Genomic DNA, 23,991 nt, shown 5'->3' with positions numbered 1-23,991 from the left:
ACTTTAATAAACATTAGTGAACTTCATTGAAAGCCACAAGGCATCAATGAGCTCAACTCTAAACTTAATTCACAAGACGAAAGGAATGGATTACTAATGGAAAACCGTTATGCAGCACATCCGAATGAAGTGAAAACGTATGATACAGCTCGTTTGCGTGAGGAATTCCTTATGGAGCAATTGTTTGCCAAAGACGAACTGGTGACGGTGTACTCCCATGTGGATCGTTACATTGTCGGAACTGCAGTTACACAGAGCAAAGACATTACACTTGAAGTCAACTTGAAAGATATCGGAACGGACTTTTTCCTGGAGCGCCGTGAAATCGGTATCATCAACGTGGGTGGACAAGGTACAGTAACAGCGGACGGAGAAGTGTATGAAATTGGAGCCAAAGAATGCCTCTACATCGGTAAAGGCGTTAAGGAAGTGGTATTCAAGAGCAATGGCACAGAGCAAGCGGCTCAGTTCTACTTTGTTTCTACACCAGCTCACCATACCTATCCAACGGTAAAAGCAACTCAAGAGCAAGCACAGCCGAACCACCTCGGCAGCATCGAAACCTCCAACGAGCGTACCATCTACCGTTACATTCACCAAGGTGAAGGCGGAATCAAGAGCTGTCAGCTCGTTATGGGTATCACTGAACTGAATAAAGGTAACATGTGGAATACGATGCCAGCACATACACACAACCGTCGTTCCGAAGTGTACCTGTACTGGAACCTGCCTGAAGATGGCGTTGTATTCCATATGATGGGCGAGCCAACGGAAACACGCCACCTCGTTGTACGCGATCGTCAGGCGATCATTTCTCCAAGCTGGTCCATTCACAGCGGTGTGGGCACAAGCAACTACACCTTCTGCTGGGCAATGGCTGGAGAAAACCAAACGTTTGAAGACATGGACGGCGTAGCGATGAAGGATCTGAAATAAGTAGGAAATAGGAAGTTGATTAGATGAATCCATTGAAACGACATGAAAAAATAATGGAGGCTCTGCTGGAGCGCCAGGAGGTCACGGTTAGTGATCTGAGCGAGCTGTTGCAGGTGACAGGCAAAACGGTGCGAGAGGATCTCGACAAGCTGGAGAGTATGGGATTGCTTGTCCGTGTACACGGCGGAGCCATGCTGGCACAGAATGATCAATATGGAATTCTGAATAGCCGCGGGGCACTAGAAAAACACCAGTCCGAGAAAACCGAGATAGCAGAACGAGCCCTCGCGTACATTAAGCCTGGGGATATTGTAGCACTGGATGGTGGAAGCACGACGTTAGAGATGGCCAAGCGTCTGGACAACCAGCCGCTGACGGTGATCACGAGTGATCTGTACATCATTGCAGAGCTAATCAAAAAGGAACAGGTGCGACTGGTTGTTCCTGGAGGAGCACGTGTACGTAATATGCTGGTGGGTGAAGATACAGCGGCGTTTATCTCCGGGCTGAACATTCACAAAGCCTTCATTTCTACAACAGCGCTGCATCCTGAATTTGGATTGTCCATCTACACAGGGGATTTGGTTCCGCTGAAAAAAGCAATGATTTCCGCTGCACAGCAGGTATTCGGCGTGGTGGATCATTACAAATTCGGGCAATTTGCACTTCGTACCTTTGCACAGTGCTTTGAACTGGATTATATCATCAGTGACCGGAATCTGGACGAAGATACAGCGGCTTTATACAGACAGAGCGGTGTCAATGTGGATTACCAAAGTTAACTTCATGCATTTTTAACGGAATGAAATAACGAACAAATAAGGTTGTTGTTTGCATATCAAAGACATGCGGAGGAATTGTTCATGAACCCATTTGATTTAAGCGGACAAGTTGCAATGGTGACAGGTACATCAGGAGGACTTGGGCAAGGAATGGCAGTTGGCCTCGCGGAAGCGGGCGCAGATGTAGTGCTCGTATCTTACTCCAAACCGGCAGAGACGGCTAGTGCTATTGAAGCATTGGGACGCAAAGCATATATCATCGAAGCTGATCTAAGCAAGGAAGAGGAACTGTCAGCTGTGTTTGAAAAAGCGCTCGCTTTCCAAGGCAGAATCGATATTCTCGTCAACAATGCCGGCATTATTCGCCGTACTCCAGCAGCAGATCATGCGCATCAGGACTGGCATGACGTTATTGCTCTGAACCTGAACAGCGTGTTCTTCCTGAGCCAGTTGGCAGGCAGACATATGATTGAACGTGGAAGCGGCAAGATCATTAATATCGCATCGATGCTTTCTTATCAAGGCGGCATTAATGTACCGGGATATACGGCAAGTAAACACGGGGTTGCCGGGTTGACGAAAGCACTTGCCAATGAATGGGCTGGCAAAGGCATTCAGATTAACGGTATTGCTCCAGGTTATATGGAAACGGATAATACAACACAAATTCGTGCGGACGAGAATCGTTACCGCGATATTACGGCGCGTATTCCAGCAGGTCGCTGGGGAACACCAGAAGATTTGAAAGGTCCGGTTGTGTTCCTGGCTTCTGCTGCATCCGATTATTTGAATGGTCACGTACTGAATGTAGACGGCGGTTGGATGGCGCGTTAATTCGTCTTTCGAAGTCCGTTTTGCGGAAGGAGGCAATGAGATGAAACTTGGCATTCTAGCCCATACGTTTGGTAAACGGCCTACAGCTGAGCTGGCACAAATCATTGCGGATAACGGATTTAACTCCGTGCAGTTGGCTCTTGCCAAAGCTCTATCAGATATGGATTCTGCGAATGGCAAATTGAGCCCTGGATTTGCTAATGAGGTCGGCGAACAATTTGCCAGCCGCGGGGTTAAAATCGCTGTTCTAGGCTGTTATATTAACCCGATTGATCCGGACCCAGTGAGCCGTCGCGCAGACATTAACCGGTTCAAGGAACATCTGCGATATGCACGGGACTTTGGCTGTAGCATGGTTGCAACGGAAACGGGTGAACGAACGACGTATAAGGATTCCCATCCAGACACATATGATGAAAAATCATGGAGTGTTCTGAAGGACACGCTGGAGGAAATCACGGAGGAAGCTGAAAAGTGGGGCGTACATGCCGCCATTGAACCGGTAGCAACTCACACACTTCATACCCATGAACATATGACCCGTTTGTTCGAGGAGATTCCTTCATCGAATCTGGGCATGTTGTTTGATCCTTGTAATTTGATCAAGCCTCATCATACCGCGGATCAAGGTGCGTTTCTGCGCGAAGTGATGGAGAAGCTGTACGAACGGATTATCGTCATTCATGCGAAGGATGTAGCTTTCAATACACAGGGAGAAAAGTATAACCCTGTTCCTGGAGCTGGCATTCTGGACTATCCGTTGTTCTTCGAATTACTCAAAACGTATAAACCGCACATTGATATCTCGCTGGAAGGTGTGAATGCAGAAGAGGCTGTGCCTGCTGCCAAGCATCTGCGCGAGGTATGGGACGCTGTGAAGGTTAATCGCTAAAGAGTTGAATGAGTCCTAGAGACTCTCTCGGCAGTCAGTTCATTTAGATGATGAACAATTAAGCTGAAGACGATGAGGATGAAATGAGAGCTAGAAGTAGCTCTGAAGATGAATGAACTGAAAAACCTTTGCTGCGGCAAAGGTTTTTTTGCTACAGGAGATTGAATTTTACACAAATACATATTTCTCATCGGAAAAATCGGAAATAACTCTTTTCAAAACAGACATCTTGTGAGAGAATATGGAAAACATAAGTTGCCATGATTAGACATCAAAAAGTCAGGAATTGAGATCAGGATGCACAAGAGTGCATATATCAAGGGAGGATACAGAATTATGTCAAACGAACGTGAGCTTTCATTTGAAACATTAGCTATTCATGCAGGTCAAGAGATTGACCCAACAACCCAATCTAGAGCTGTACCTTTGTACCAGACCACATCTTATGGATTCCGTGATACGGAGCATGCCGCTAATCTGTTTGGATTGAAAGAGTTTGGCAATATCTATACACGTCTGATGAATCCGACAACTGATGTATTCGAGCAACGGATTGCGGCGCTGGAAGGCGGAGCAGGGGCATTGGCTACGGCTTCGGGTCAAGCAGCGATTACGTTCTCTTTGCTAAACATTGCCGGCGCCGGTGATGAGATCGTGTCTTCGGCAAGTCTGTATGGCGGTACGTATAACCTCTTCTCCACAACGTTGCCGAAATTGGGCCTTGATGTGAAGTTTGTAGATTCCAGTGATCCGGAGAACTTCCGTGCGGCGATTACAGAGAAAACAAAAGCGTTGTACGCTGAAACGATTGGCAACCCAAAAGGTAATGTACTTGATATTGAAGCTGTAGCAGCTATTGCCCATGAACATGGGATTCCGTTGATCGTAGATAACACGTTCCCGAGCCCATATTTGCTTCGTCCTATTGAGCATGGAGCAGATATCGTTGTTCACTCTGCGACGAAGTTCATTGGTGGGCATGGTACATCCATCGGAGGTGTCATCGTAGACAGCGGTAAATTCGACTGGAAGGCAAGTGGGAAATTCCCGGGATTGACTGAACCGGACCCAAGTTATAATGGGGTTGTGTATACGGAAGCAGTCGGCCCGATTGCTTATATTATTAAAGCGCGTGTGCAGTTGCTACGTGACTTGGGAGCGTCCATTTCACCATTTAATTCCTGGCTGTTGGTACAAGGTTTGGAGACATTGCATCTTCGCGTGGAACGTCATAGCAGCAATGCACTGGCAGTTGCAGAGTATCTGGAGAAACATGAGGATGTTCTGTGGGTGAGCTATACAGGGCTGCCAAGTCATCCATCTTATGAACTTGCACAGAAATATCTGCCAAGAGGGCAAGGTGCAATTCTGACGTTCGGCATTAAAGGCGGCGTGGATGCAGGACGTAAATTAATCGAAAATGTAAAATTGTTCTCCCACCTTGCTAACGTAGGTGATTCCAAGTCATTGATCATTCATCCGGCAAGCACAACACATGCCCAGTTGACGGAGGCAGAGCAAACAGCTGCTGGGGTTAATCCGGAATTGATCCGTCTGTCCATCGGTACAGAGAATGTTCAGGACATCATCTATGATCTGGAGCAAGCGATTAAAGCCAGCCAGGGTGCAAGCGTAGGAAAATAACCAAACATTTATATGATAAAAGGTCAAAGTCGCTTTAGCGGGCTTTGGCCTTTTTGTGTGGGCAGTTTACGGTATGAGTTTGCATTAGAAGGATGTACAGAGGAGTACCCACTTTTGATATACTTATTTATGTATATTCTCTAAGAGGGGGCGGAAAGTATTATATTACGTATAGGTTACGCCATCCCAGTTCTAATCCTTGTTGCTACTAACATTGGTTTGTTGATTTTTATTGTGAGGAATTTTCAAGGTTTATCGGAGACGGGAAGAGCGAGCATGCTTTTACTTGTATGGGGTATGTTGACCTGTGTGACAGTTACATCAATTGTCCGGTATATCTCCTGGATTAGAGATAAAAAAATTTAATGTTCTTTCCCCATGAAGCCGCTGTTGGCGGCTTTTTTGATGTGTTTGGATGATTTAGATGTGTTGGTGAATTGTTTGATATATTCTAAAACCTACAGGAAATACCCATTTACAAATGAACAGCACAGGCATATAATTGATTGAAAGTTGTATTTGGTAAAAACAATTGCATTAGTACAAAAATGATTATCATTCTCACTGGATCTGTGATCCGGTGAGAATGTAAAATTCTCTCTAAACCATGCTGCTGCGGGATTCCCGCAGCAGCATGTGCCATTTTTAGGGCAATAACAATGGCTCTCATTCTCAATACAACTGGGGTTAATGCAGTCAGACGAGAACAAAACCTCCGAAGGGAACGTGATTTATATGCAAGCAATACATCAGCCTTTACAAGGGAAACAGCAAGCCAAGCAGCAAACGGCACATACACCTGGCCCCAATCGGGGCAAAAAACCGAACTTCCGCGCGATGCTGCAGAACAAGGAGATGCAGGCGGCGCTGGGTAGCGGCATTATGATGCTGATTGCATGGGGGATAGCACCTTATTTTTCCACATTGTCTGTGATACTCTACATTGCCGCTTATGCGATTGGTGGCTGGACGAAGGCCAAGGAAGGCGTCGAAACGTTGATTAAGGATCGTGATTTGGACGTTAACCTGCTTATGATTGCCGCATCACTTGGAGCGGCGACGATTGGTTACTGGAATGAAGGCGCGATGCTGATCTTTATTTTTGCCCTTAGCGGGGCATTGGAAAGCTACGCTACGGAACGCAGTCATAAAGATATCTCATCCTTGCTGGCACTTAAACCAGAGACAGCACTGCGAATCGAGGATGGACAGATGAATGTTGTGGCGATTGAGGATTTGCAGCTGGGGGATCTACTGCTTGTGAAGCCAGGCGAGCTGATTCCTGCAGATGGTGTGGTCTATCGGGGGAGTTCTTTTATCAATCAATCGTCGATTACAGGAGAGTCCATGCCAGTTGATAAGAGCGCAGGCGACGAAGTTTATGCAGGCACAGTCAACGGTGAGGGTGCATTATATGTCGAGGTCACGAAGTCGGCTGAAGGATCTCTGTTTGGGAAAATCATCAAACTGGTGGAGGAAGCGCAAGCTGAGGTGCCGGATTCGCAGCGTTTTATGGAACGGTTTGAAGGCATCTATGCACGAATTGTGGTAGCCGTCACGCTCCTTGTTATTGTTGGAACACCGTTACTGTTGGGATGGACGTGGAATGAAGCTTTTTACAAAGCGATGGTCTTTCTGGTGGTGGCATCTCCTTGTGCACTTGTGTCCTCCATTATGCCTGTGATGCTGTCTGCGATGTCCAGTAGCGCACGTCGCGGCATTTTGTTCAAGGGTGGGGCACATATGGAGAATATCGCCCATACGAAGGTGGTTGCTTTTGACAAAACAGGTACACTCACGATGGGAACGCCTCAAGTAACGGATATCCTGACTACATCGAGCGTAAGCAGAGAACAGTTATTATCTGCGGTGGCATCCGTTGAAAATCTTTCGATGCATCCTCTTGCCCGGGCGATTGTGGAGCGGGCTCGCAAGGAGAATTTATCACTGCAAGAAGCAGAGCATGTGCAGTCCATTACAGGACACGGCATTGAAGGAACGGTGAATGGTGTCATATGGAAGATTGGGCGGCTGGATGGAGCAATATGGTCACAAACGGCAAAAGATACACAAGAAATGCAGCCGCTGGAACAGACGGGAGCCGCGATAACACTGGCTGTAATGCCGAACCGAGAATCCGAGGATGGTAATGCCATGGAACCCGAAGCCGATGAAGTTGAAGTATCCGTAAATCATTCAGTGGACTGGGAAGAGGTGTGCAACGGACTGGAGCAGGAAGGTAAAACGATATCTGTTGTAACCGTCAATGGTGAGTTTGCGGGTTTGATTGCGATGCGGGATATGATCCGTCCACAGGCAGCAGTAGCTGTGAAGAAGCTGGAAAGTATGGGGGTCAAAGTAGCAATGTTAACCGGTGATCGTTCTCGTTCAGCTTCGGTCATTGCGGATGAAACCGGGGTTAGTCTGGTCTATGCCGACTTGCTGCCTGAAGACAAGGTCCAACAGGTGCAAGCGCTCCGTGAGAAGTATGGTCATGTGTTGATGGTTGGTGATGGTGTGAATGATGCGCCTGCGCTTGCAGCAGCAACAGTGGGGATGGGCATGGGTTTGTCAGGCAGTGGAACAGCAATCGAGGTGGCGGATGCAGTGCTCATGAATGATAATATTGAAGAGATTGCTTGGGTGATTGGGCAGGCCAGACGAGCAGAACGCACGGTGAAGTATAATATGTGCTTTGCCATTACAGTTATTTTGGCGTTAATTGCAGGCAACTTCTTGCAAGACGTTGCTTTGCCACTCGGTGTGGTTGGTCATGAAGGCAGCACCATTCTGGTGATTTTGAATGGACTTCGGCTGCTGCGTTAGGTCTGAAACGGATGTATTACCAAAGTACGGGCATTGTTTACAGTATCATTGAAATATATATATGTTGGGAACAGTCGGTTCTAACGCATACGGTCGGCAGCTTTCGTTTGAACCTGTGGTCAGAGGGTAATAGTCGAAGAGACGATACAACGTATCTTGCTAACGATAATTACGAATGACTACTAAGGACAAGGGAGCTGTGAACAATGGGCCGTTACGTACAAGTTGAACCGAATGTAAAAGTATATGTTGAAGATATTGGTGAAGGAACTCCGGTGCTGTTTTTGCACGGCTGGCCTGTCAATTATAAAATGTTTGAATACCAATTGAATATCCTGCCGAACCATGGTATTCGTACTATTGCGATGGATTTCAGAGGTTATGGCTTATCCGATAAGCCATCCACCGGATATGACTATGACCGCATGGCAGATGATGTGCGCGCTGTTATCGATGATCTGGAGCTGACGGATGTGGTACTCGCTGGTTTCTCCATGGGCGGTGCTATCGCGGCACATTACATGGCGCGTCATCAGGGACATGGAGTATCGAAGCTAGCCTTGCTGTCAGCAGCAGCGCCTGTATTTACGCAGCGTGAAGGGTACCCATACGGCTTGAAGCCGGATGAGCTGAATGAGCAGATTATTGAGCCGATCTTTGCAGATCGTCCGAAGCTGCTGGATACGTTCGGCGGGATGTTTTTTGCGAAAGAGCATAGCCAGCCATTCATGCAATGGTTCCATGCACTTGGTATGGAAGCTTCGTCTTATGGTACGATCAGCAGTGCGATGGCGCTACGGGATGAGGATTTACGCGGGGAACTGGAAACCATTCAGGTGCCTACAGCCATTTTCCACGGTAAAAAGGATGAAATCTGCCCGTTCGAATTCGCGGAAGAGATGCAGAAGGCGATCCCTTCAGCTGAAATGGTTGTATTTGAAGAGAGTGGACATGGTGCGTTTTACGATGAGTTGGAAAAATACAATGCCGAACTGATTCGATTTATTCAATCTTGATCGGTTGGACAAAAAGAATATATAGATTGCTTACGAATGATTTCAACAATTTCAGTAATTTCATGGAATCTTCATTTGTGGCTAAAAAAAGAACCCAACTTCAGCATCCGCTGTGGTCTGGGTTCTTTTGCCTTTCACTAATCTAGAACAGTTCGGTTAGGCCAATCATCGTAATCAGACCAAACAGGAAGGAGATTGTAGCTGCGCGTGCATTACCGTCACCGTGACTCTCAGGGATGAGTTCTTTGTACACGATGAACATCATCGCGCCTGCTGCAAAAGCAAGACCGTATGGCACAAGGCCAGCCACCAGACTGCTTAGTGTATATCCGATCATGGCCGTTATAATCTCTACAGCTCCAGTCAGTGTTGCAATACCAAGAGCCTTGAAGCGGCCGATGTTCTGATTGACGAGAAAGAGAGCGACCAGAAAGCCTTCAGGTGCATTTTGCAATCCGATAGAAAAGGCAATAAGATTCCCTAAGTTTTCATCCGTACTTGCATAACTCACACCGACAGACAAGCCCTCCGGCAAGTTATGCATCGTAATGGCTGCGATAATCATGAAGGCTTTGCCTTCAATTTTGAAAGGCATCTTCTCTGGGTTTTCCAGGTCTACGTGTGGAATCCGCATCTCGAGCACCAGCAGAACCAAGCTGCCGAGCATAATGCCAAAAGCAAGAACAAATAAATTAGACTGTCCCAGTGCTTCGGGAATGAGATTGTACACCGAAGCTGAGGTCATAATACCCGCTGCGTAAGCGAGCAGTATATCGCGCAGACGATGTGATATTTTACGCATAAATAAAATTGGCACGGCTCCAAGTCCGGTGGACATGGCCGAAATAATACTGCCGAGTAGAGCGTCGTTCATGCTTCCATTTTCCCTCCTGATGAAGACTTCTTCATAATCGCTGCCGAGCATTGACACCGTACTTAAAAGAGATCATAATGAACAACAGATTAGAATGATTATAAATTAGAATTCCGTTTCTGCATAGGTGAATCGTCATATTCGCAGGTAGTCCTGATGGACATGACATGGGCTATTCGTTTTAGTGTATGCAAAGGCTTGCGCTTTTGATGCCGGAGAACCTGACCTTTTTGCAGAACCTGAGGGAGGAACTATACATGTATAAATCAATTATTATTGGAACAGGCCCTGCAGGGCTGACAGCAGCAATCTATCTGGCACGCGCTAACTTGAGCCCACTCGTTATTGAAGGACCGCAACCGGGTGGACAGCTGACAACAACGACGGAAGTGGAGAACTTCCCGGGTTTCCCTGATGGCATCATGGGTCCTGAGTTGATGGATAACATGCGTAAGCAAGCGGAGCGTTTTGGCGCAGAATTCCGTACGGGCTGGGTAAATAACATCGACATGAGCGAGCGTCCATTCAAAATCCAAGTTGAAGGTATGGGCGAACTCGTATCCGAAACGTTGATCCTGTCCACAGGCGCATCTGCTAAATATCTGGGTATTCCAGGAGAAGAAACAAACGTAGGACGTGGTGTCAGCACATGTGCGACTTGTGACGGATTCTTCTTCCGTAATAAAGAAATTATCGTTATTGGCGGCGGCGATTCCGCACTGGAAGAAGCAAGCTTCTTGTCCCGTTTCGGTTCCAAAGTAACCTTGGTGCACCGTCGTGAAGAGCTGCGCGGCTCCAAAATCATGCAAGATCGTGCACGCAGCAACGAGAAAGTGGAAATGGCACTGAACCGCACACCAATTGAAGTAATTGCTGGTGACAACGGCGTAACTGGCCTCAAAGTGCTCAACAACGCAACAGGTGAAGAAGAAATCATCCCAGCAAGCGGTGTATTTGTAGCCATTGGTCACACACCAAACACAGGTTTCTTGGGTGGTCAGATTACTACAGACGAGCATGGTTACATTTTGACTACACCAGGTACTTCTGAAACAAACATCCCAGGCGTATTCGCATGTGGTGACGTTCAGGATACACGTTATAAACAAGCGATCACTGCTGCAGGAAGCGGATGTATGGCTGCGATGGACACCGAGAAATTCATTGAGAGCCTGGAACACAGCGCAGTAGCGTTGTAATTTGCAACCTTCTGAAAAAACTGGATATTGGATCACAATGTGAAAGCCCAGTGTTTGAATAGTGCTTTCTTAAGCTTATAAATAATTAACCATATAAATTAAATAATCATTATGAGGTGAATTGAACATGGAAAACGTAATTGTATACACATCCACGAACTGCCCGAACTGCAAATCCGTCAAGACTTTCCTGGCTGATAAAGGGATTGCTTACGAAGAGCGCAACATCGAAACAAGCGACGAGTTCGCACAACAAGTATGGGATATGGGCGTACGCGCAGTTCCTTTGACTGTGATCGGTGAACACCGCATTCTGGGTATGAACAAAACACAATTTGCTAAAGCATTGGACGCTTAATTAACGCTTTGTTTGCTAGTATGTAGGCTGGCTAAGTGGAGAGCGATGAGAGTTGTATAGAAATTGTAATCAAAATCTGTACAAGAATCTGTATGCGCATATCAGAACTGAGCTATTCCGGTTCGCGCGAGCCGTTTGAATATAGAAGCAAGATTGGGAAGAGGCCGTACCGTATAAGGTACGGTCATTTCTTATTTTTCTGATGTTGAAGGAAATGGGAGGAAAACAAAAAGAAGACGCGTAAGGCAACGTCTGGACTTGAGGACATTGCGCATAAGCGTCTCCTTTTTAGTCGGAGAAACATCATTTGCCTTTGAGTATAGAGTACATTTAAGTGTAAAGAATTCTCCGCTAGAAAAAAATACTCATGCAAGTCTGAAATACGACATACACCAGTAAGCCTGACAGCATGTACATGAGACCAGCCTTCTTTTTGCTCTGAAAAAATCGAAGTATGCCCAGGCTGAACAGGGGCGCAAGCACAATCAGGAACAGGAGTACGGTGACAAATACTGGCGCCGAGATATCTGATGTATCCACGTAGGTCACGAGTTCCACTCCGTTTCATTATCGGATAACACAGCAACGATAACGCTGCCATGACAAAAATCACATAATCTCATTATACCTCTGGATTTCTTTAACAAAAAGGGAGGAAATGGGGCGAAATCTTGTCATTTTTATATATTTTTAGCTAAATATTAAACAGAGACCCTTACATTACCCAAAAATTGGGATATTGCAGAATAAGCAGCCCCGATTCGAGTCGAACGGCTACCAAGTGCAGCCCATTCCACTTGCAGACTTCGACGGTGATAAGGCAGAGTACGTTCCTCGACCACCTGTTTGAGCGCCGATTCAATCCAGGGTTTGGCCTCTGAAAGCGGTCCGCCAATAATAATACGTTCCGGGTTAAAGCTGTTAACGATGTTGGTAATGCCAACGCCCAGCTTGCGTCCGATGGTACTATATAGGTTTAATACAGCTTCGTGTCCATGCTGAGCATGTTCAACCAGTTCCTTGGTTGTATGAGCAGGCAGATGCTGCTGATCCGGGTGTTCATATACTTTTTCCGAGGCATATAACTCCCAGCATCCCCGATTACCGCAAGAACAGGGCAGACCCTCTGCTTCAATGGACATATGACCAGTCTCACCAGCGTATCCCCAAGCACCCTTATATAATTCACCATCAACCATAATACCTGAACCAATCCCGATCCCTGCACTGATATAGATCAGATGACGCACACCAACACCTGCACCAAAGTTCAATTCGCCCCGGGCTCCTGCGTTGGCCTCATTATCAATGGTGACAGGCAGGTTGAAGCTTTGTTCCATCATGGATCGCAAAGGCACCATTTCCCACTTTAAGTTGGGCGCAAACAGTACGGTTCCTTGCTCATCCACCATCCCGGGAACACCGATGCCTATGCCAATTACCCCGTGCGGAGAGGGGGGAGCCTGCTTTATCAGATGACTCGCGGCCAGCTTTAATTGTTCCAATACAGACGCTGCATCATGCTGCTCCAGATCGACGGCATAATCGGCAACGATATGACCTTCAAGGTCGGTAAGTACACCCTTCAAACGGGTTACGCTTAGTTCCAAGCCAACCGCATATCCAGCCGTACCCCGAAAAAGCAGCATCAAAGGTTTACGTCCACCGCTGGATTCTCCTGGTCCAATCTCCTGTACCAGCTCGTCTGTGATCAAATCCGCCACCAGATTGGATACCGTTGCTTTGTTAAGACCGGTCACTTCGGACAATTTGGCTCGGGAAAGGGGGGCGTGACGACGGATCGTATCCAGTACGATCGACTTGTTTATTTTTTTGACCAGCATTTGGTCTCCGGTAATTTTCATATCGTTAAGGCACTCCTATTCTTTCTCTTTTTATATAAATTGAACTGAACAGATTTACACGGACACTTCGATGACAGAATAACCTTTCGATCGCTGTTATCCCCAGATTTTTCGATTCCCCAATTAAAGGGGAAAATCCGGTGATAAATGCGAACACTTCGCTTCTACAGGTTTTTTCTGTCCTCTCCGTTCATGTGTAAATTAAATGGTTCAAATTATATAAGTAAAGGCTCTCATGTACATCCGCTAAGAAGCTATTCGACTATTATAGCGTAAACGAACTAGGAAGAAACAATTTTATTTTTACTTTGTTTAACCAATAGACAAAGTAAATCCGATGTGTTAGGATAACGGTGTAAACGATTTCTTAAACAAACTCTTTTAAAACTTTTGAGGAGGCATTTATCACATGGCCTATTTTGAATCCGTTAATAAGATTGCATTCGAAGGTAAAGATTCCAAGAATCCATTTGCTTTTAAACATTATAATCCACAAGAAGTTGTCGCTGGCAAGACGATGGAAGAGCACTTCCGTTTCGGTATGGCTTACTGGCACACATTAACTGCAGGCGGTAGCGACCCGTTCGGTGCTGAAACAGCAGTACGTTCGTGGGATAGCTACTCCGGTTTGGATAAAGCGAAAGTTCGTGTAGAAGCAGCTTTTGAATTTATGGAAAAAATGAATCTGCCATACTACTGTTTCCACGATGTAGACGTGGCTCCAGAAGGCGCATCACTGCGTGAATTCTACAGCAACATCGATACGATCGTTGATTTGCTGGAAGAGCACATGAAAGCAAGCGGCAAAAAGCTGCTCTGGAACACGGCTAACATGTTCTCCAACCCACGTTTCATGTTTGGTGCAGCATCCACTTGCAACGCTGATGTATATGCTCATGCAGCAGCTCAGATCAAAAAAGGTCTGGAAGTAGGTAAACGCCTAGGTGCAGAAAACTATGTATTCTGGGGTGGCCGTGAAGGTTACGACACATTGCTGAACACGGACATGCAACTGGAGCAAGACAACATTGCTCGTATGTTCCATATGGCTGTTGACTATGCAAAAGAAATCGGCTTCGACGCTCAGTTCCTGATCGAGCCTAAACCTAAAGAGCCAACAAAACACCAATACGACTTCGACGCAGCAACTTCCATTGCGTTCTTGCAAAAATATGATCTCGACAAACAGTTCAAACTGAACCTTGAAGCGAACCATGCAACGCTGGCTGGTCACACATTTGATCATGAAATCCGCGTAGCACGTATCAACGGCATGCTCGGTTCCCTGGATGCGAACCAAGGCGATCTGCTGATTGGCTGGGATACGGACGAGTTCCCGGTTGATATGTATGATGCAACATTAACGATGTACGAAGTGTTGAAAAACGGCGGTCTGGGTAAAGGTGGCGTAAACTTCGACGCGAAAGTTCGTCGTGGCTCCTTCGAACCTGAGGATCTGTTCCTGGCTCACATCGCAGGTATGGATACGTATGCGAAAGGTCTGAAAGTCGCTTCTAAGCTGATCGAAGACCGTGTATTCGATGAATTCATCGAGCAACGTTACAGCAGCTTCAACGAAGGCATCGGTGCAGATGTCCTGGCAGGTAAAGCTACACTTACTTCCTTGGCTGAGTATGCACTGAACAACGAAAACCCACGCAAAAACCAATCGGGACGTCAGGAACTGTTGAGAGCAAAACTTAACCAATACATCCTGGCTGACTAGGGTGGGTCTGAAATCGCTGAAGGAAGCAGATTTTGCCGAATTTTCGTTCCAAACCAGGAAGTTTTCCGCAGGCGTGCCGGGGCACGTCAAGGGAAAGTGACGAAGTATGGGGCGAAAAGGGGTAAAAGATGCACTTCAGTGGGTTTCAAGACACGCCCCGATAAAAGTCTTAGAGGAAGAGTAAATTCATGTCTGAACGAACTGGCTGTGACTCTATGACTAGATCATTGCTGCAGATAAAGCAGGAAAATATCTCTTCCTACTCGGTGCAAAAGTACGTTGCATCCTGGACGTTGAATAAGCGTGACATTCAAACCGTCCCCGCTTTCCCCTGGGAAGGCGGGGACGGTTTGTTGGTTTGAGGTTCGTTGCCCCAAACGAGTACGGTTGTACCGTTTGAAAGCAACGTTACAAGGGGCATGCAGAAACGGAGTGGGCAGAAAGAACCCGGAGAAACGAAGTGTTCGCATTTACAACCGGATTTCACCCTTGGAAAAGGGGGAAGTGAAGAAATCCGGGGGTAAGGGCGATCGCAGGGTTTTCTGCACACGGAGTGACCGGGCATGCCGCGCACCAACGCTTTATGCTTTTAAATAAACCAATGACGATTGAAATGTTATTGGAACCCAAGTTGCCCCAAACGAGTACGGTTGTACCGTTTGAAAGCAACGTTACAAGGGGCATGCAGAAACGGAGTGAGCAGAAAGGACCCGGAGAAACGAAGTGTTCGCATTTACAACCGGATTTCACCCTTGAAAAGGGGAAGTGAAGAAATCCGGGAGTAAGGGCGATCGGAGGGTTTTCTGCACACGGAGTGACCTTCCATGCCCCATCTCACGTCATTTCAACCCTGTATAAACGAAAGGAGTATACTTATGAGTTACGTAATTGGCGTCGATCTCGGAACGAGCGCGGTCAAGACCGTTTTGGTCAATCGCGAAGGTAAAGTGGCATTTGAAGCATCGGAGGCCTATCCGCTCTATCAGCCTAAGGCTGGATATAGTGAGCAAAATCCAGAGGATTGGGTGGAGCAGACGATTGTGTCGCTTCGTAAATTGCTGGAAGTATCGGGCGTGCAGCCTTCCGAGATTGAAGGATTAAGCTTCTCCGGGCAGATGCACGGGCTGGTGCTGGTGGATGCAGAAGGCAAACCACTGCGCAATGCCATCCTGTGGAACGATACCCGAACGACAGCACAGTGCCGCCGGATTGAGAAGGTGCTTGACAGCAAGTTGCTCAGCATTGCCCGGAACCGTGCATTGGAAGGGTTTACGCTGCCTAAAATTTTGTGGGTACAGGAAAATGAACCAGAATTGCTGGATCAAGCGTCCTTGTTCCTGTTGCCAAAAGACTACGTCCGTTACCGCCTGACTGGCGATTACGCGATGGATTATTCCGATGCAGCGGGTACGTTGCTGCTGGATGTGGCAGGCAAACAATGGAGCACGGAGATCGCATCGGCATTTAATCTGCCGATGACGCTTTGTCCGAGCCTGGTTGAATCTTTTGATGAAGTCGGCACACTGTTGCCTGAGATTGCAGAGCAAACAGGTTTGGCGTCAGCGACCAAAGTATTTGCTGGCGGCGCGGATAACGCCTGCGGTGCAATTGGTGCAGGCATACTAAGTGAAGGACAGACGATGTGCAGCATCGGTACGTCCGGGGTTGTTCTCTCGTACGAAGAACGAAAGGATCTCGATTTCGAAGGAAAAGTGCACTTTTTTAATCACGGGGAGAAAGATGCCTTCTATATTATGGGTGTAACGCTTGCGGCGGGATACAGTCTCTCCTGGTTCAAAGATACTTTTGCAGCGGACAAATCATTCGATGTTCTCCTGCAGGGCATTGACCAGATTCCGGCAGGAAGCAACGGTCTGTTGTTCACGCCATATATCGTAGGGGAGCGCACACCTCACCCGGATGCGAATATTCGAGGCAGTTTTATCGGCATGGATGCTGGGCATAAGCTGGAGCATTTTGGACGTGCCGTAATGGAAGGCATCACCTTCTCGCTACGTGAGTCGATTGATATTTTGCGTGGTGCGGGCAAGACAGTTAATGAGGTGATCTCCATTGGGGGCGGAGCGAAGAACGAAGCTTGGTTGCAGATGCAAGCGGACATTTTCAATGCAACGATTGTGAAGCTGGAGAGCGAGCAAGGTCCGGCGATGGGTGCAGCGATGCTGGCGGCTTATGGCAGTGGCTGGTTCCCGACGATGCAAGAGTGTGCGGCAGCATTTATTCGTCCAGCGAAGTCCTATGTACCGAACCCGGAGACAGTGGCAGTATATGACGGTTTGTTTGCTCTTTATCAAGAGGTGTATGGACAGACACGCAGTTTGAATGATCGTTTGGCGGTATATCGTTAAATCGAATGTGTCATCAGTAGTCCGTATTCAAAAATAACCTTATAGAGTTACTTTGATAAAAGAAACATTCGAGAAGCATTCGCGCAAGCGAGTGCTTTTTTGTGTTTGGTGTCGAAGTGAATCCTGAGCTTGGAAGAAAAGATACGATCTCTTGCAAATGCTCTTTCGCATATGTGGCTGCCCATCTCTGGCATGAAAGGTGGCGACGCGTGTTTGGGAGCTACACACGTTGGAACACCGTTGGCACGTTGCTGAGCCGAAACAAACATTACCCTGCATAACCGGATTCCGGCTTAGCATAGATTGGATATAGAGTGTTCGGATCTACAAAGGAAACAGGAAGCATGGGGGTGAGAGGTTGGGTGAGCAGGAAAAAGAACAAGAACAAGAACATGAACATGAACGGGAACGCAAACACGAACACAAGCAGGAGCAACTAACGAGAAACAAGCCACATATCACCTTGTCGATGATTGTACGCAACGAGGAAAAACGCTATCTCAGACAGGCACTGGAAACACATCTTCCTTGGATTGATCGGGCTGTCATTATTGATGATGGAAGCACGGATGGGACGGCTGCCATGTGCAGAGAGCTTTTACACGGTATCCCACTTGTACTAGTGCAGAATCCGGTCTCCCGGTTTTCTGATGAGGTGAGTCTGAGAAAGCAGCAGTGGGAGCAGACCATTGCAACCAAGCCAGAGTGGATTCTCAATCTGGATGCAGACGAGATTTTAACGCCGGATTTTGGGGTCTTGCGAGATGAAATATTAAGTGGAGCGGAAGAAGCGATTTATTTCCGTTTGTTTGATATGTGGAGCGAGACCGCGTATCGGGAGGATGCCTTTTGGCAGGCACATTTGTATTATCGTCCTTTCATGGTCAGATATCGCCCTGGGGTAGTTTACGAATGGAAGGAAACACCGCAGCATTGTGGACGATTCCCGATGAACATTCAGCATTTTTCTTATGCCTGCCACGCTCCGAGAGTGAAGCATTATGGCTGGGCAAGAGAAGAAGATCGTGTTCACAAATATGCGAGATACCAGACACTGGACCCCGAGGCACGGTATGGATGGAAGGAGCAATATGAGTCGATATTGGATACAGATCCACGGCTTATTCCATGGTCTGATTAAGGGGAAGGGAGTGAGCTTAATGAAAAAAGACCAACTAGATAGTAATCGCAGTGACAAATGTGTCCAAGGTGAGCTGCGAACGGATGACATACCCTCCAAGGCCGAGAAGGAAACGGGACAAACGTTAAGAATAAAGCAGGAGCAGGAGCAGGAGCAGGAGCAGGAGCAAGAGCAGGAGCAGGAGCAAGAGCAAGAAAAAGAAAAAGAAGAAGAAGAAGAAGAAGAAGACAAAGATGCAGACAAAGATGAAGACAAAGATGCAGACAAAGATGAAGACAAAGAGACAGCGCACAAACAAGAGCAAGCCCTGAAGCAAGTACAAATACAGAAGCAAGAGAGAAATTCCAAACAAGCAATAGAAACGAAGGGGAAAGATAGGGTACAGCCAATCGAATTAGAGACTGTGCAAAGTAAACGCGAGCATATTCTGATTGCTAGCCCTGTACGGCAGACAGCAGCTATTCTGAATGAATTTTTAGATTCTCTGCAAAGGCTGGAACGAACGACGGTTCAAACGGCTTACTTGTTTGTAGATGACAATGAGGAAGAAGCTTCCTCCCGATTGTTGCATGATTTTGTACTTCGACATAACGGTACGGTGATTCATGCTCGTGATCTGAATGATGCAGAGAGCATGGACGCGGACAATCAAGGAAACTACAACAAAGACGAAGGTGGACACTATTGGAGAAATGAACAGGTATGGCGAGTTGCTAGGTTGAAAAACGACATTTTACAGTATGCTCGTGAGCATAAGTATGATGCCGTGTTCCTGGTCGATTCCGATCTGGTACTGCACCCGAAAACTCTTGAACAGCTTGCCAACAGTGGAAAAGAGATCATCTCCAATATTTTCTGGACCCGCTGGCAGCCGGGAACGAAGGAAATGCCGCAGGTATGGCTCCAGGATGAGTACGCACTCTATCGGCGTGGTGGTTCAGCTCTTTCCGGAACAGAGGCGGAAGATGAGGACACACAGGCGAGTGCATTTCTAAACCAGTTACGTATTCCGGGTTGTTATGAGGTAGGTGGGTTAGGCGCCTGTACACTCATTCGGCGATCTGTGCTTGAAGCGGAAGTGAATTTTGACCGCATTCCCAATGTATCTTTTTGGGGAGAGGACCGTCATTTCTGCATTCGTGCTCAGGCGTACGGGTTCCAACTGTTCGTAGATACCCACCATCCAGCGTATCACATCTATCGTTTGTCTGAATTGCCGGGGGCAGCGGCCTATAACCGCAGAATCCGACGAGGAGAAGAGGCAATTAGCATTTCCTTGTGTATGATTGTGAAAAATGAAGAAACCTCCCTCGCCAGATGTCTGGACTCGGTAAAAGGCATTGCCGATGAGATCGTCATCGTGGACACGGGTTCCACGGATCGTACACGAGAGATTGCAGCGCAGTATACGGATTGTATTTTCGATTTTGAGTGGGTGGATGATTTTGCTGCGGCACGGAATTTTGCCTTTGATCAGGCATCCAGCGAATATATATTGTGGCTCGATGCTGATGATGTGTTTGAACCGGAGGATCGTGCGAAGCTTATTATACTGAAACGTTCTCTTGATCCCGAAGTGGACAGCGTGACGATGGACTATCATCTCTCATTCACGCCTGAGGGCAAGGTCGCGTACAGTTTGCGGCGGAATCGTCTGGTGAGACGGGATCGCCAGTTTCGCTGGATTGGGGCAGTGCATGAATACCTGGCTGTTGCAGGCAATTTGCTTCATAGTGATGTAGCTGTGACCCACAAGAAAGATAAGGTACACACGGATCGAAATCTACGAATTTATCGCAAACGGGAGCAGGCGGGTGAAGAGTTTTCGCCCCGTGATCTTTATTATTTTGGCAATGAACTGAAAGACCATGCTCAGCATGAAGAAGCCATAACGTATTACGAGAAATTTCTGGAGACCGGACTAGGATGGGTGGAGGATCGAATTGCAGCCTGCCAGAAAATTGCGGATTGTGAGGCTGTATTGAAACGTCCGGAGCGGGAAGTGGCGGCGTTGTTTCGGGCTTTTGCCTATGATCTGCCAAGAGCTGAGGTATGCTGCCGTCTAGGGGGTTATTTTGCCGACAGAGCAGATTACCGCCAAGCTGTATTCTGGTATGAACAGGCTGTGCAGGCGATCCGTCCAGCTGATCCGATGGTTGTGTTGAATGAAGCTGCATGGACCTGGATGCCTCATCTGCAATTATGTGTATGTTATGATCGTATGGGCAACCGTGCGAAGGCCAAGGAGCACAACGATATTGCACTGGCCTATCATCCAACTCATCCGAGCATGTTGTATAATGATCGATATTTTAAGGATACGATGAAAGAAACTGTATTGGAGAATGCATAAAGTTTAGCTTAATGGGCTTTAATAGCGATATATGATCAGCACATTACGTTAGTTGCCATAATGCATGTAATACACGGAAATGTTGCGCGTGTAGCTCTTCCTTTTCAAAAAACGATTTAAGTTGAACTATTCTTTTACACTTTAACGGAGAGGACAGAAGAAAACTGGGGGTAACAGGGATTGGAAGTTCTTCTGCAATCGGAATGGACTGTCTGAAATCTATAGTTCAACTCATATAGAATGAATCCTAAGGTTAACAGAGTCCACCTCTTCGCGATGAAGAGGTTTTTTGTTTCTATTTTAAAAATCAAAAATAAGGAGGTGTGTCCACAGGGGAGAACATCAGCAGCGTTATAATGAAGAGTTTAAGAAACAAGCAGTGAAGTTCATCCAAGAACAAACGAAGACGCCTGGGATCTCGCGAAAGAGCTCAATATCCCGAAAGATAAGTTTGTGGAAAACCATCGCACCGCGTTTTCTTTGGAGAAAATGTGCGCCATTCTAGATGTATCTAGGAGCGATTATTACAATGTCGGCGTGGATATTTCAATGAGTTAGTGGGAGTTATGGTGCCAGGTAACTGCTCCCTACTTTATTCTAACGATCACAGGAGAGCTTATTTTAAGGTTTTTGAGGGGGTGAAAATTCTAACGATCACCACAAACGCTATTTCGTCAAAAATGCATATAATTGGGCGAAATCATCACTAATATGAGTAAATAAGCTCTCTGGTGATCGTTAGAAAATAAAAAGTGGCGAATCAGGCCAAATAAGGTTTCTGGTGATCGTTAGAAAATGAGATGCTATGCATAAACCGAATTGGAGCTAGTGATTGCGATGACAAAATGGAAATGCTCTTATGCTCTTATGCTCTTATGCTCTTATGCTCTTATGCTCTTATGCTCTTATGTCCTTATGTCCTTATGTCCTTAAGCTCTTATGCTCTGATCCCTTGATCTATTGGTTGTTCTGACACCACGCGGAGACCTATATGTTATTTTATTCACAATCTCTATATAATCATAATCCTTATGTTCACAATCCCTATATAATCATAATCCTTATGTAGATAATGCCTATATTCATAATGCCTGTATCCACAATCTCTATGTTCATAATCCCTATGTTTACACTCCCTATCATGGATAATGTATTTCTTCCAGGGGAGCCTATGCATTACAATAGGGTTTAACGGAAAAGCGGTGAACACCATGACGGGTCCTCAGCTGCCGAATCTGAATGAAGCAAGGGGAAGTGAATGGATATGAATCTGACAGAAGTACTATTGGAATCGAGACTGGTCGCGATCGTGCGCGGCATAAGCCGGGAAGCGGCGGTTACGGCTGGACAGGGCATGACCGACGGTGGCATTCGTCTAATGGAAGTAACGTTGAATACACCGAATGCTCATCAGATTATTGCAGATTGGCGTGAGCTTTACGAAGGACAGGCCTATATCGGAGCAGGGACGGTACTCAATGTGAGTATGGCGAAGGAGGCGGTGGCTGCAGGGGCGCAATTTTTAGTCTCCCCCAATGTCGATCTGTCTGTCATTGAATATGCTGTAGAACACGGTGTAGAGATCTGGCCTGGGGCGATGACACCAACGGAGATTGTAGCTGCGTATGAAGCAGGGGCACGAGCAGTTAAGCTGTTCCCTATGGCCAGTCTGGGTATTCCATACCTTCGTGAGATCAAAGCACCTCTCGATCACATCCCATTGCTGGCAACGGGTGGAGCGACACTAGAGAATATTTCTGCCTATTATGAGGCAGGTGCAGCCGCAGTGGGCTTGGGTAGTGCTCTTTTACCAAAAGAAGCTTTAACATCAGGTGACACCACACAAATTGCAGAGCGTGCACGGGCATTTGTGGAAGCCGCTAATACGTAAAGGGACAGATAAGCGGACAGTAGGCAGATAGATAAGCGGATAGATGGACGAATAGGGAACGTTAATAAAGAGAACCAACCTTAAGTTTTAATCTAGGGAAATAGAGAGCAAGCTATAGACATTAGGGTAAATATAAAAAGAGCTTACATGGTTATTCGTTATTACAAAAAATGAGATCATTTAACGTACAGCTGATCATGCTATCGTATGATGAGCATATGCCATCAGCCAGAGAGGAGAGAGACCTTGTGAAAGCGAGAACGATGATTGGTAGTATGTTGGCTGTGGCCGCAGTAACGGCGGGAGGGTTATGGAAGGCAGCAGTTAAAAGCCAGACCCCCAAAAAAATTCCGATTACGTTGACCCCGCCGATGCCTTTTGAGGATATAACCTTTGAGAGTGGAGGGGGAAAGGTGCAGGGCTGGTTTATTCCAGCGAGACCCGATGTTCCAAAGCCTTGGCCGCTCGTCATTATCGCTCATGGCTGGGGTTCCAACCGTTCCCGTGTGTTGCGGTATGCGCGCCCCATTTGGGAAGCTGGATATGCATTGCTCATGTATGATGTGCGCAGCCATGGGGCCAGTGATGCGGTTCGCGCTGCATCTGCCTATCTGTTTAGAGACGATTTGCTGGCTGCACTGACTTATGTATCAGGCCGATCTGAGGTTGACTCGGAAGCGATCGCAGTGTTAGGGCACTCATTGGGTGGACTGGGAACGATTCTTGCACTTACAGAAGGCATTCCGGTTTCCGCCGTGGTCACTGATTCCATGCCATCCCAGTTTCAGGTTATCGTCAGTTCGGAACTGAGACGCCGGCGTCTGCCGCTGTTCCCGCTGGCACAGTTGATCCCCCGAATATGGTTTTGGCGGTTAGGTGAGTCCTTGAAGACATATCAGCAGAATGATGCAGTAATGATGCTGAATGAAAGGCGAAGAGGTATGAAATTGCCACTATTGATGGTGCACTCGAAAGGGGATAATTTTATTCCGCCGAGTGAACTGGAATATTTTATGTCCAAAGCAGATCCGCCTGTAGAGCATCTATGGGTCAACAGTGAGGGCCATAGCTGCTCCGAGGAAGACCCGGCTTTCTGGGAAACGGTGATTCCGTTCTTGAAAATGCATGTTCGTTCTACATCAGAACCAATAGCGGAGGACGGAGTTGCAACAGAGCAGGATGAAACGGATTTGCATCATAGTATAGGTTAATAGTGAAAACGCCAATTTGATTGGCGTTTTTTTGTTTTGTCTTTACAATATACAGAAATTCACAATTGTAAAAT

At 46.8% G+C, this 23,991-nt stretch carries 18 protein-coding genes and 1 pseudogene; 16 read left to right on the top strand and 3 right to left on the bottom strand.

Going from position 1 to position 23,991, the window contains the following annotated elements; translation table 11 throughout:
* Window positions 1-96 precede the first annotated feature (96 nt).
* The 7 genes from kduI (at window position 97) to AC1VYS_RS24375 (ending at window position 8,930) form a co-directional block, all read left to right on the top strand.
* Window positions 97-936, top strand: a complete 840-nt coding sequence (kduI, locus tag AC1VYS_RS24405) for a 5-dehydro-4-deoxy-D-glucuronate isomerase (RefSeq protein ID WP_090924443.1) — start codon at window positions 97-99, stop codon at window positions 934-936.
* 23 nt (window positions 937-959) lie between these two features.
* Window positions 960-1,718: a DeoR/GlpR family DNA-binding transcription regulator gene (locus tag AC1VYS_RS24400; RefSeq protein WP_482911824.1), complete on the top strand. Its 759-nt coding sequence runs from the start codon at window positions 960-962 to the stop codon at window positions 1,716-1,718.
* 81 nt (window positions 1,719-1,799) lie between these two features.
* Window positions 1,800-2,552 carry a 2-dehydro-3-deoxy-D-gluconate 5-dehydrogenase KduD gene (gene kduD, locus AC1VYS_RS24395; RefSeq protein WP_090924445.1) on the top strand — a complete coding sequence of 251 codons (753 nt, stop codon included), beginning with the start codon at window positions 1,800-1,802 and terminating at the stop codon, window positions 2,550-2,552.
* Window positions 2,553-2,592: 40 nt separating this feature from the next.
* Window positions 2,593-3,444 (top strand): sugar phosphate isomerase/epimerase family protein, encoded by an 852-nt coding sequence (locus tag AC1VYS_RS24390; protein WP_482911823.1) that lies wholly within the window; start codon window positions 2,593-2,595, stop codon window positions 3,442-3,444.
* A 336-nt stretch (window positions 3,445-3,780) separates the two neighbouring features.
* Entirely contained in the window at window positions 3,781-5,088 is a 1,308-nt protein-coding gene (locus tag AC1VYS_RS24385) for a homocysteine synthase (RefSeq protein ID WP_482911822.1), read from the top strand.
* Between the two features lie 735 nt (window positions 5,089-5,823).
* Window positions 5,824-7,914, top strand: coding sequence for a heavy metal translocating P-type ATPase (locus AC1VYS_RS24380; protein WP_482911821.1), 2,091 nt, complete (start codon window positions 5,824-5,826; stop codon window positions 7,912-7,914).
* Window positions 7,915-8,120: 206 nt separating this feature from the next.
* Window positions 8,121-8,930 carry an alpha/beta fold hydrolase gene (locus AC1VYS_RS24375; protein ID WP_482911820.1) on the top strand — a complete coding sequence of 270 codons (810 nt, stop codon included), beginning with the start codon at window positions 8,121-8,123 and terminating at the stop codon, window positions 8,928-8,930.
* Window positions 8,931-9,072: 142 nt separating this feature from the next.
* On the opposite strand, the gene AC1VYS_RS24370 is transcribed toward AC1VYS_RS24375, so the two are convergent.
* Entirely contained in the window at window positions 9,073-9,804 is a 732-nt protein-coding gene (locus AC1VYS_RS24370) for a ZIP family metal transporter (protein ID WP_090924449.1), read from the bottom strand.
* A gap of 257 nt (window positions 9,805-10,061) precedes the next feature.
* On the opposite strand from AC1VYS_RS24370, the gene trxB reads away from it, so the two are divergent.
* Both trxB and AC1VYS_RS24360 read left to right on the top strand, forming a co-directional pair.
* A complete protein-coding gene (gene trxB / locus AC1VYS_RS24365) occupies window positions 10,062-11,003 on the top strand; it encodes a thioredoxin-disulfide reductase (protein ID WP_482911819.1) in 942 nt (313 codons plus the stop codon).
* 127 nt (window positions 11,004-11,130) lie between these two features.
* Window positions 11,131-11,361, top strand: a complete 231-nt coding sequence (locus AC1VYS_RS24360; protein WP_090924451.1) for a glutaredoxin family protein — start codon at window positions 11,131-11,133, stop codon at window positions 11,359-11,361.
* A gap of 351 nt (window positions 11,362-11,712) precedes the next feature.
* Here the strand turns inward: AC1VYS_RS24360 and AC1VYS_RS24355 are convergent, their stop codons facing one another.
* Together AC1VYS_RS24355 and AC1VYS_RS24350 are read right to left on the bottom strand one after the other, a co-directional pair.
* On the bottom strand, window positions 11,713-11,901 hold the full coding sequence (locus AC1VYS_RS24355; RefSeq protein WP_260510823.1) for a hypothetical protein: 189 nt from the start codon (window positions 11,899-11,901) through the stop codon (window positions 11,713-11,715).
* A 161-nt stretch (window positions 11,902-12,062) separates the two neighbouring features.
* The gene (locus AC1VYS_RS24350) at window positions 12,063-13,226 is read right to left on the bottom strand and encodes an ROK family protein (RefSeq protein ID WP_482911818.1); all 1,164 of its coding nucleotides are present in this window, start codon (window positions 13,224-13,226) and stop codon (window positions 12,063-12,065) included.
* A 409-nt stretch (window positions 13,227-13,635) separates the two neighbouring features.
* Here AC1VYS_RS24350 and xylA point away from each other — a divergent pair, with 409 nt between their 5' ends.
* The 7 genes and pseudogenes from xylA (at window position 13,636) to AC1VYS_RS24315 (ending at window position 23,917) form a co-directional block, all read left to right on the top strand.
* Window positions 13,636-14,952, top strand: coding sequence for a xylose isomerase (gene xylA, locus AC1VYS_RS24345; protein ID WP_482911817.1), 1,317 nt, complete (start codon window positions 13,636-13,638; stop codon window positions 14,950-14,952).
* An 875-nt stretch (window positions 14,953-15,827) separates the two neighbouring features.
* Window positions 15,828-17,321: a xylulokinase gene (xylB, locus tag AC1VYS_RS24340; protein ID WP_482911816.1), complete on the top strand. Its 1,494-nt coding sequence runs from the start codon at window positions 15,828-15,830 to the stop codon at window positions 17,319-17,321.
* A gap of 358 nt (window positions 17,322-17,679) precedes the next feature.
* Window positions 17,680-18,462, top strand: coding sequence for a glycosyltransferase family 2 protein (locus AC1VYS_RS24335; protein WP_482911815.1), 783 nt, complete (start codon window positions 17,680-17,682; stop codon window positions 18,460-18,462).
* Window positions 18,359-19,321 (top strand): annotated as a pseudogene (locus tag AC1VYS_RS24330) (hypothetical protein); the annotation flags it as partial. The gene AC1VYS_RS24335 and the pseudogene AC1VYS_RS24330, both read left to right, overlap by 104 nt.
* A 423-nt stretch (window positions 19,322-19,744) precedes the next feature.
* Window positions 19,745-20,815 carry a glycosyltransferase gene (locus AC1VYS_RS24325; protein ID WP_482915109.1) on the top strand — a complete coding sequence of 357 codons (1,071 nt, stop codon included), beginning with the start codon at window positions 19,745-19,747 and terminating at the stop codon, window positions 20,813-20,815.
* Between the two features lie 1,264 nt (window positions 20,816-22,079).
* Entirely contained in the window at window positions 22,080-22,706 is a 627-nt protein-coding gene (locus AC1VYS_RS24320) for a bifunctional 4-hydroxy-2-oxoglutarate aldolase/2-dehydro-3-deoxy-phosphogluconate aldolase (protein WP_482911814.1), read from the top strand.
* Between the two features lie 248 nt (window positions 22,707-22,954).
* Window positions 22,955-23,917 (top strand): alpha/beta hydrolase, encoded by a 963-nt coding sequence (locus AC1VYS_RS24315; RefSeq protein ID WP_482911813.1) that lies wholly within the window; start codon window positions 22,955-22,957, stop codon window positions 23,915-23,917.
* The last annotated feature ends 74 nt before the right edge of the window (window positions 23,918-23,991 follow it).

The organism is Paenibacillus sp. G34 (assembly GCF_056856875.1).
Note: the sequence above shows the minus strand (reverse complement) of the source record. Positions and strands in the feature narration are given on the sequence as shown.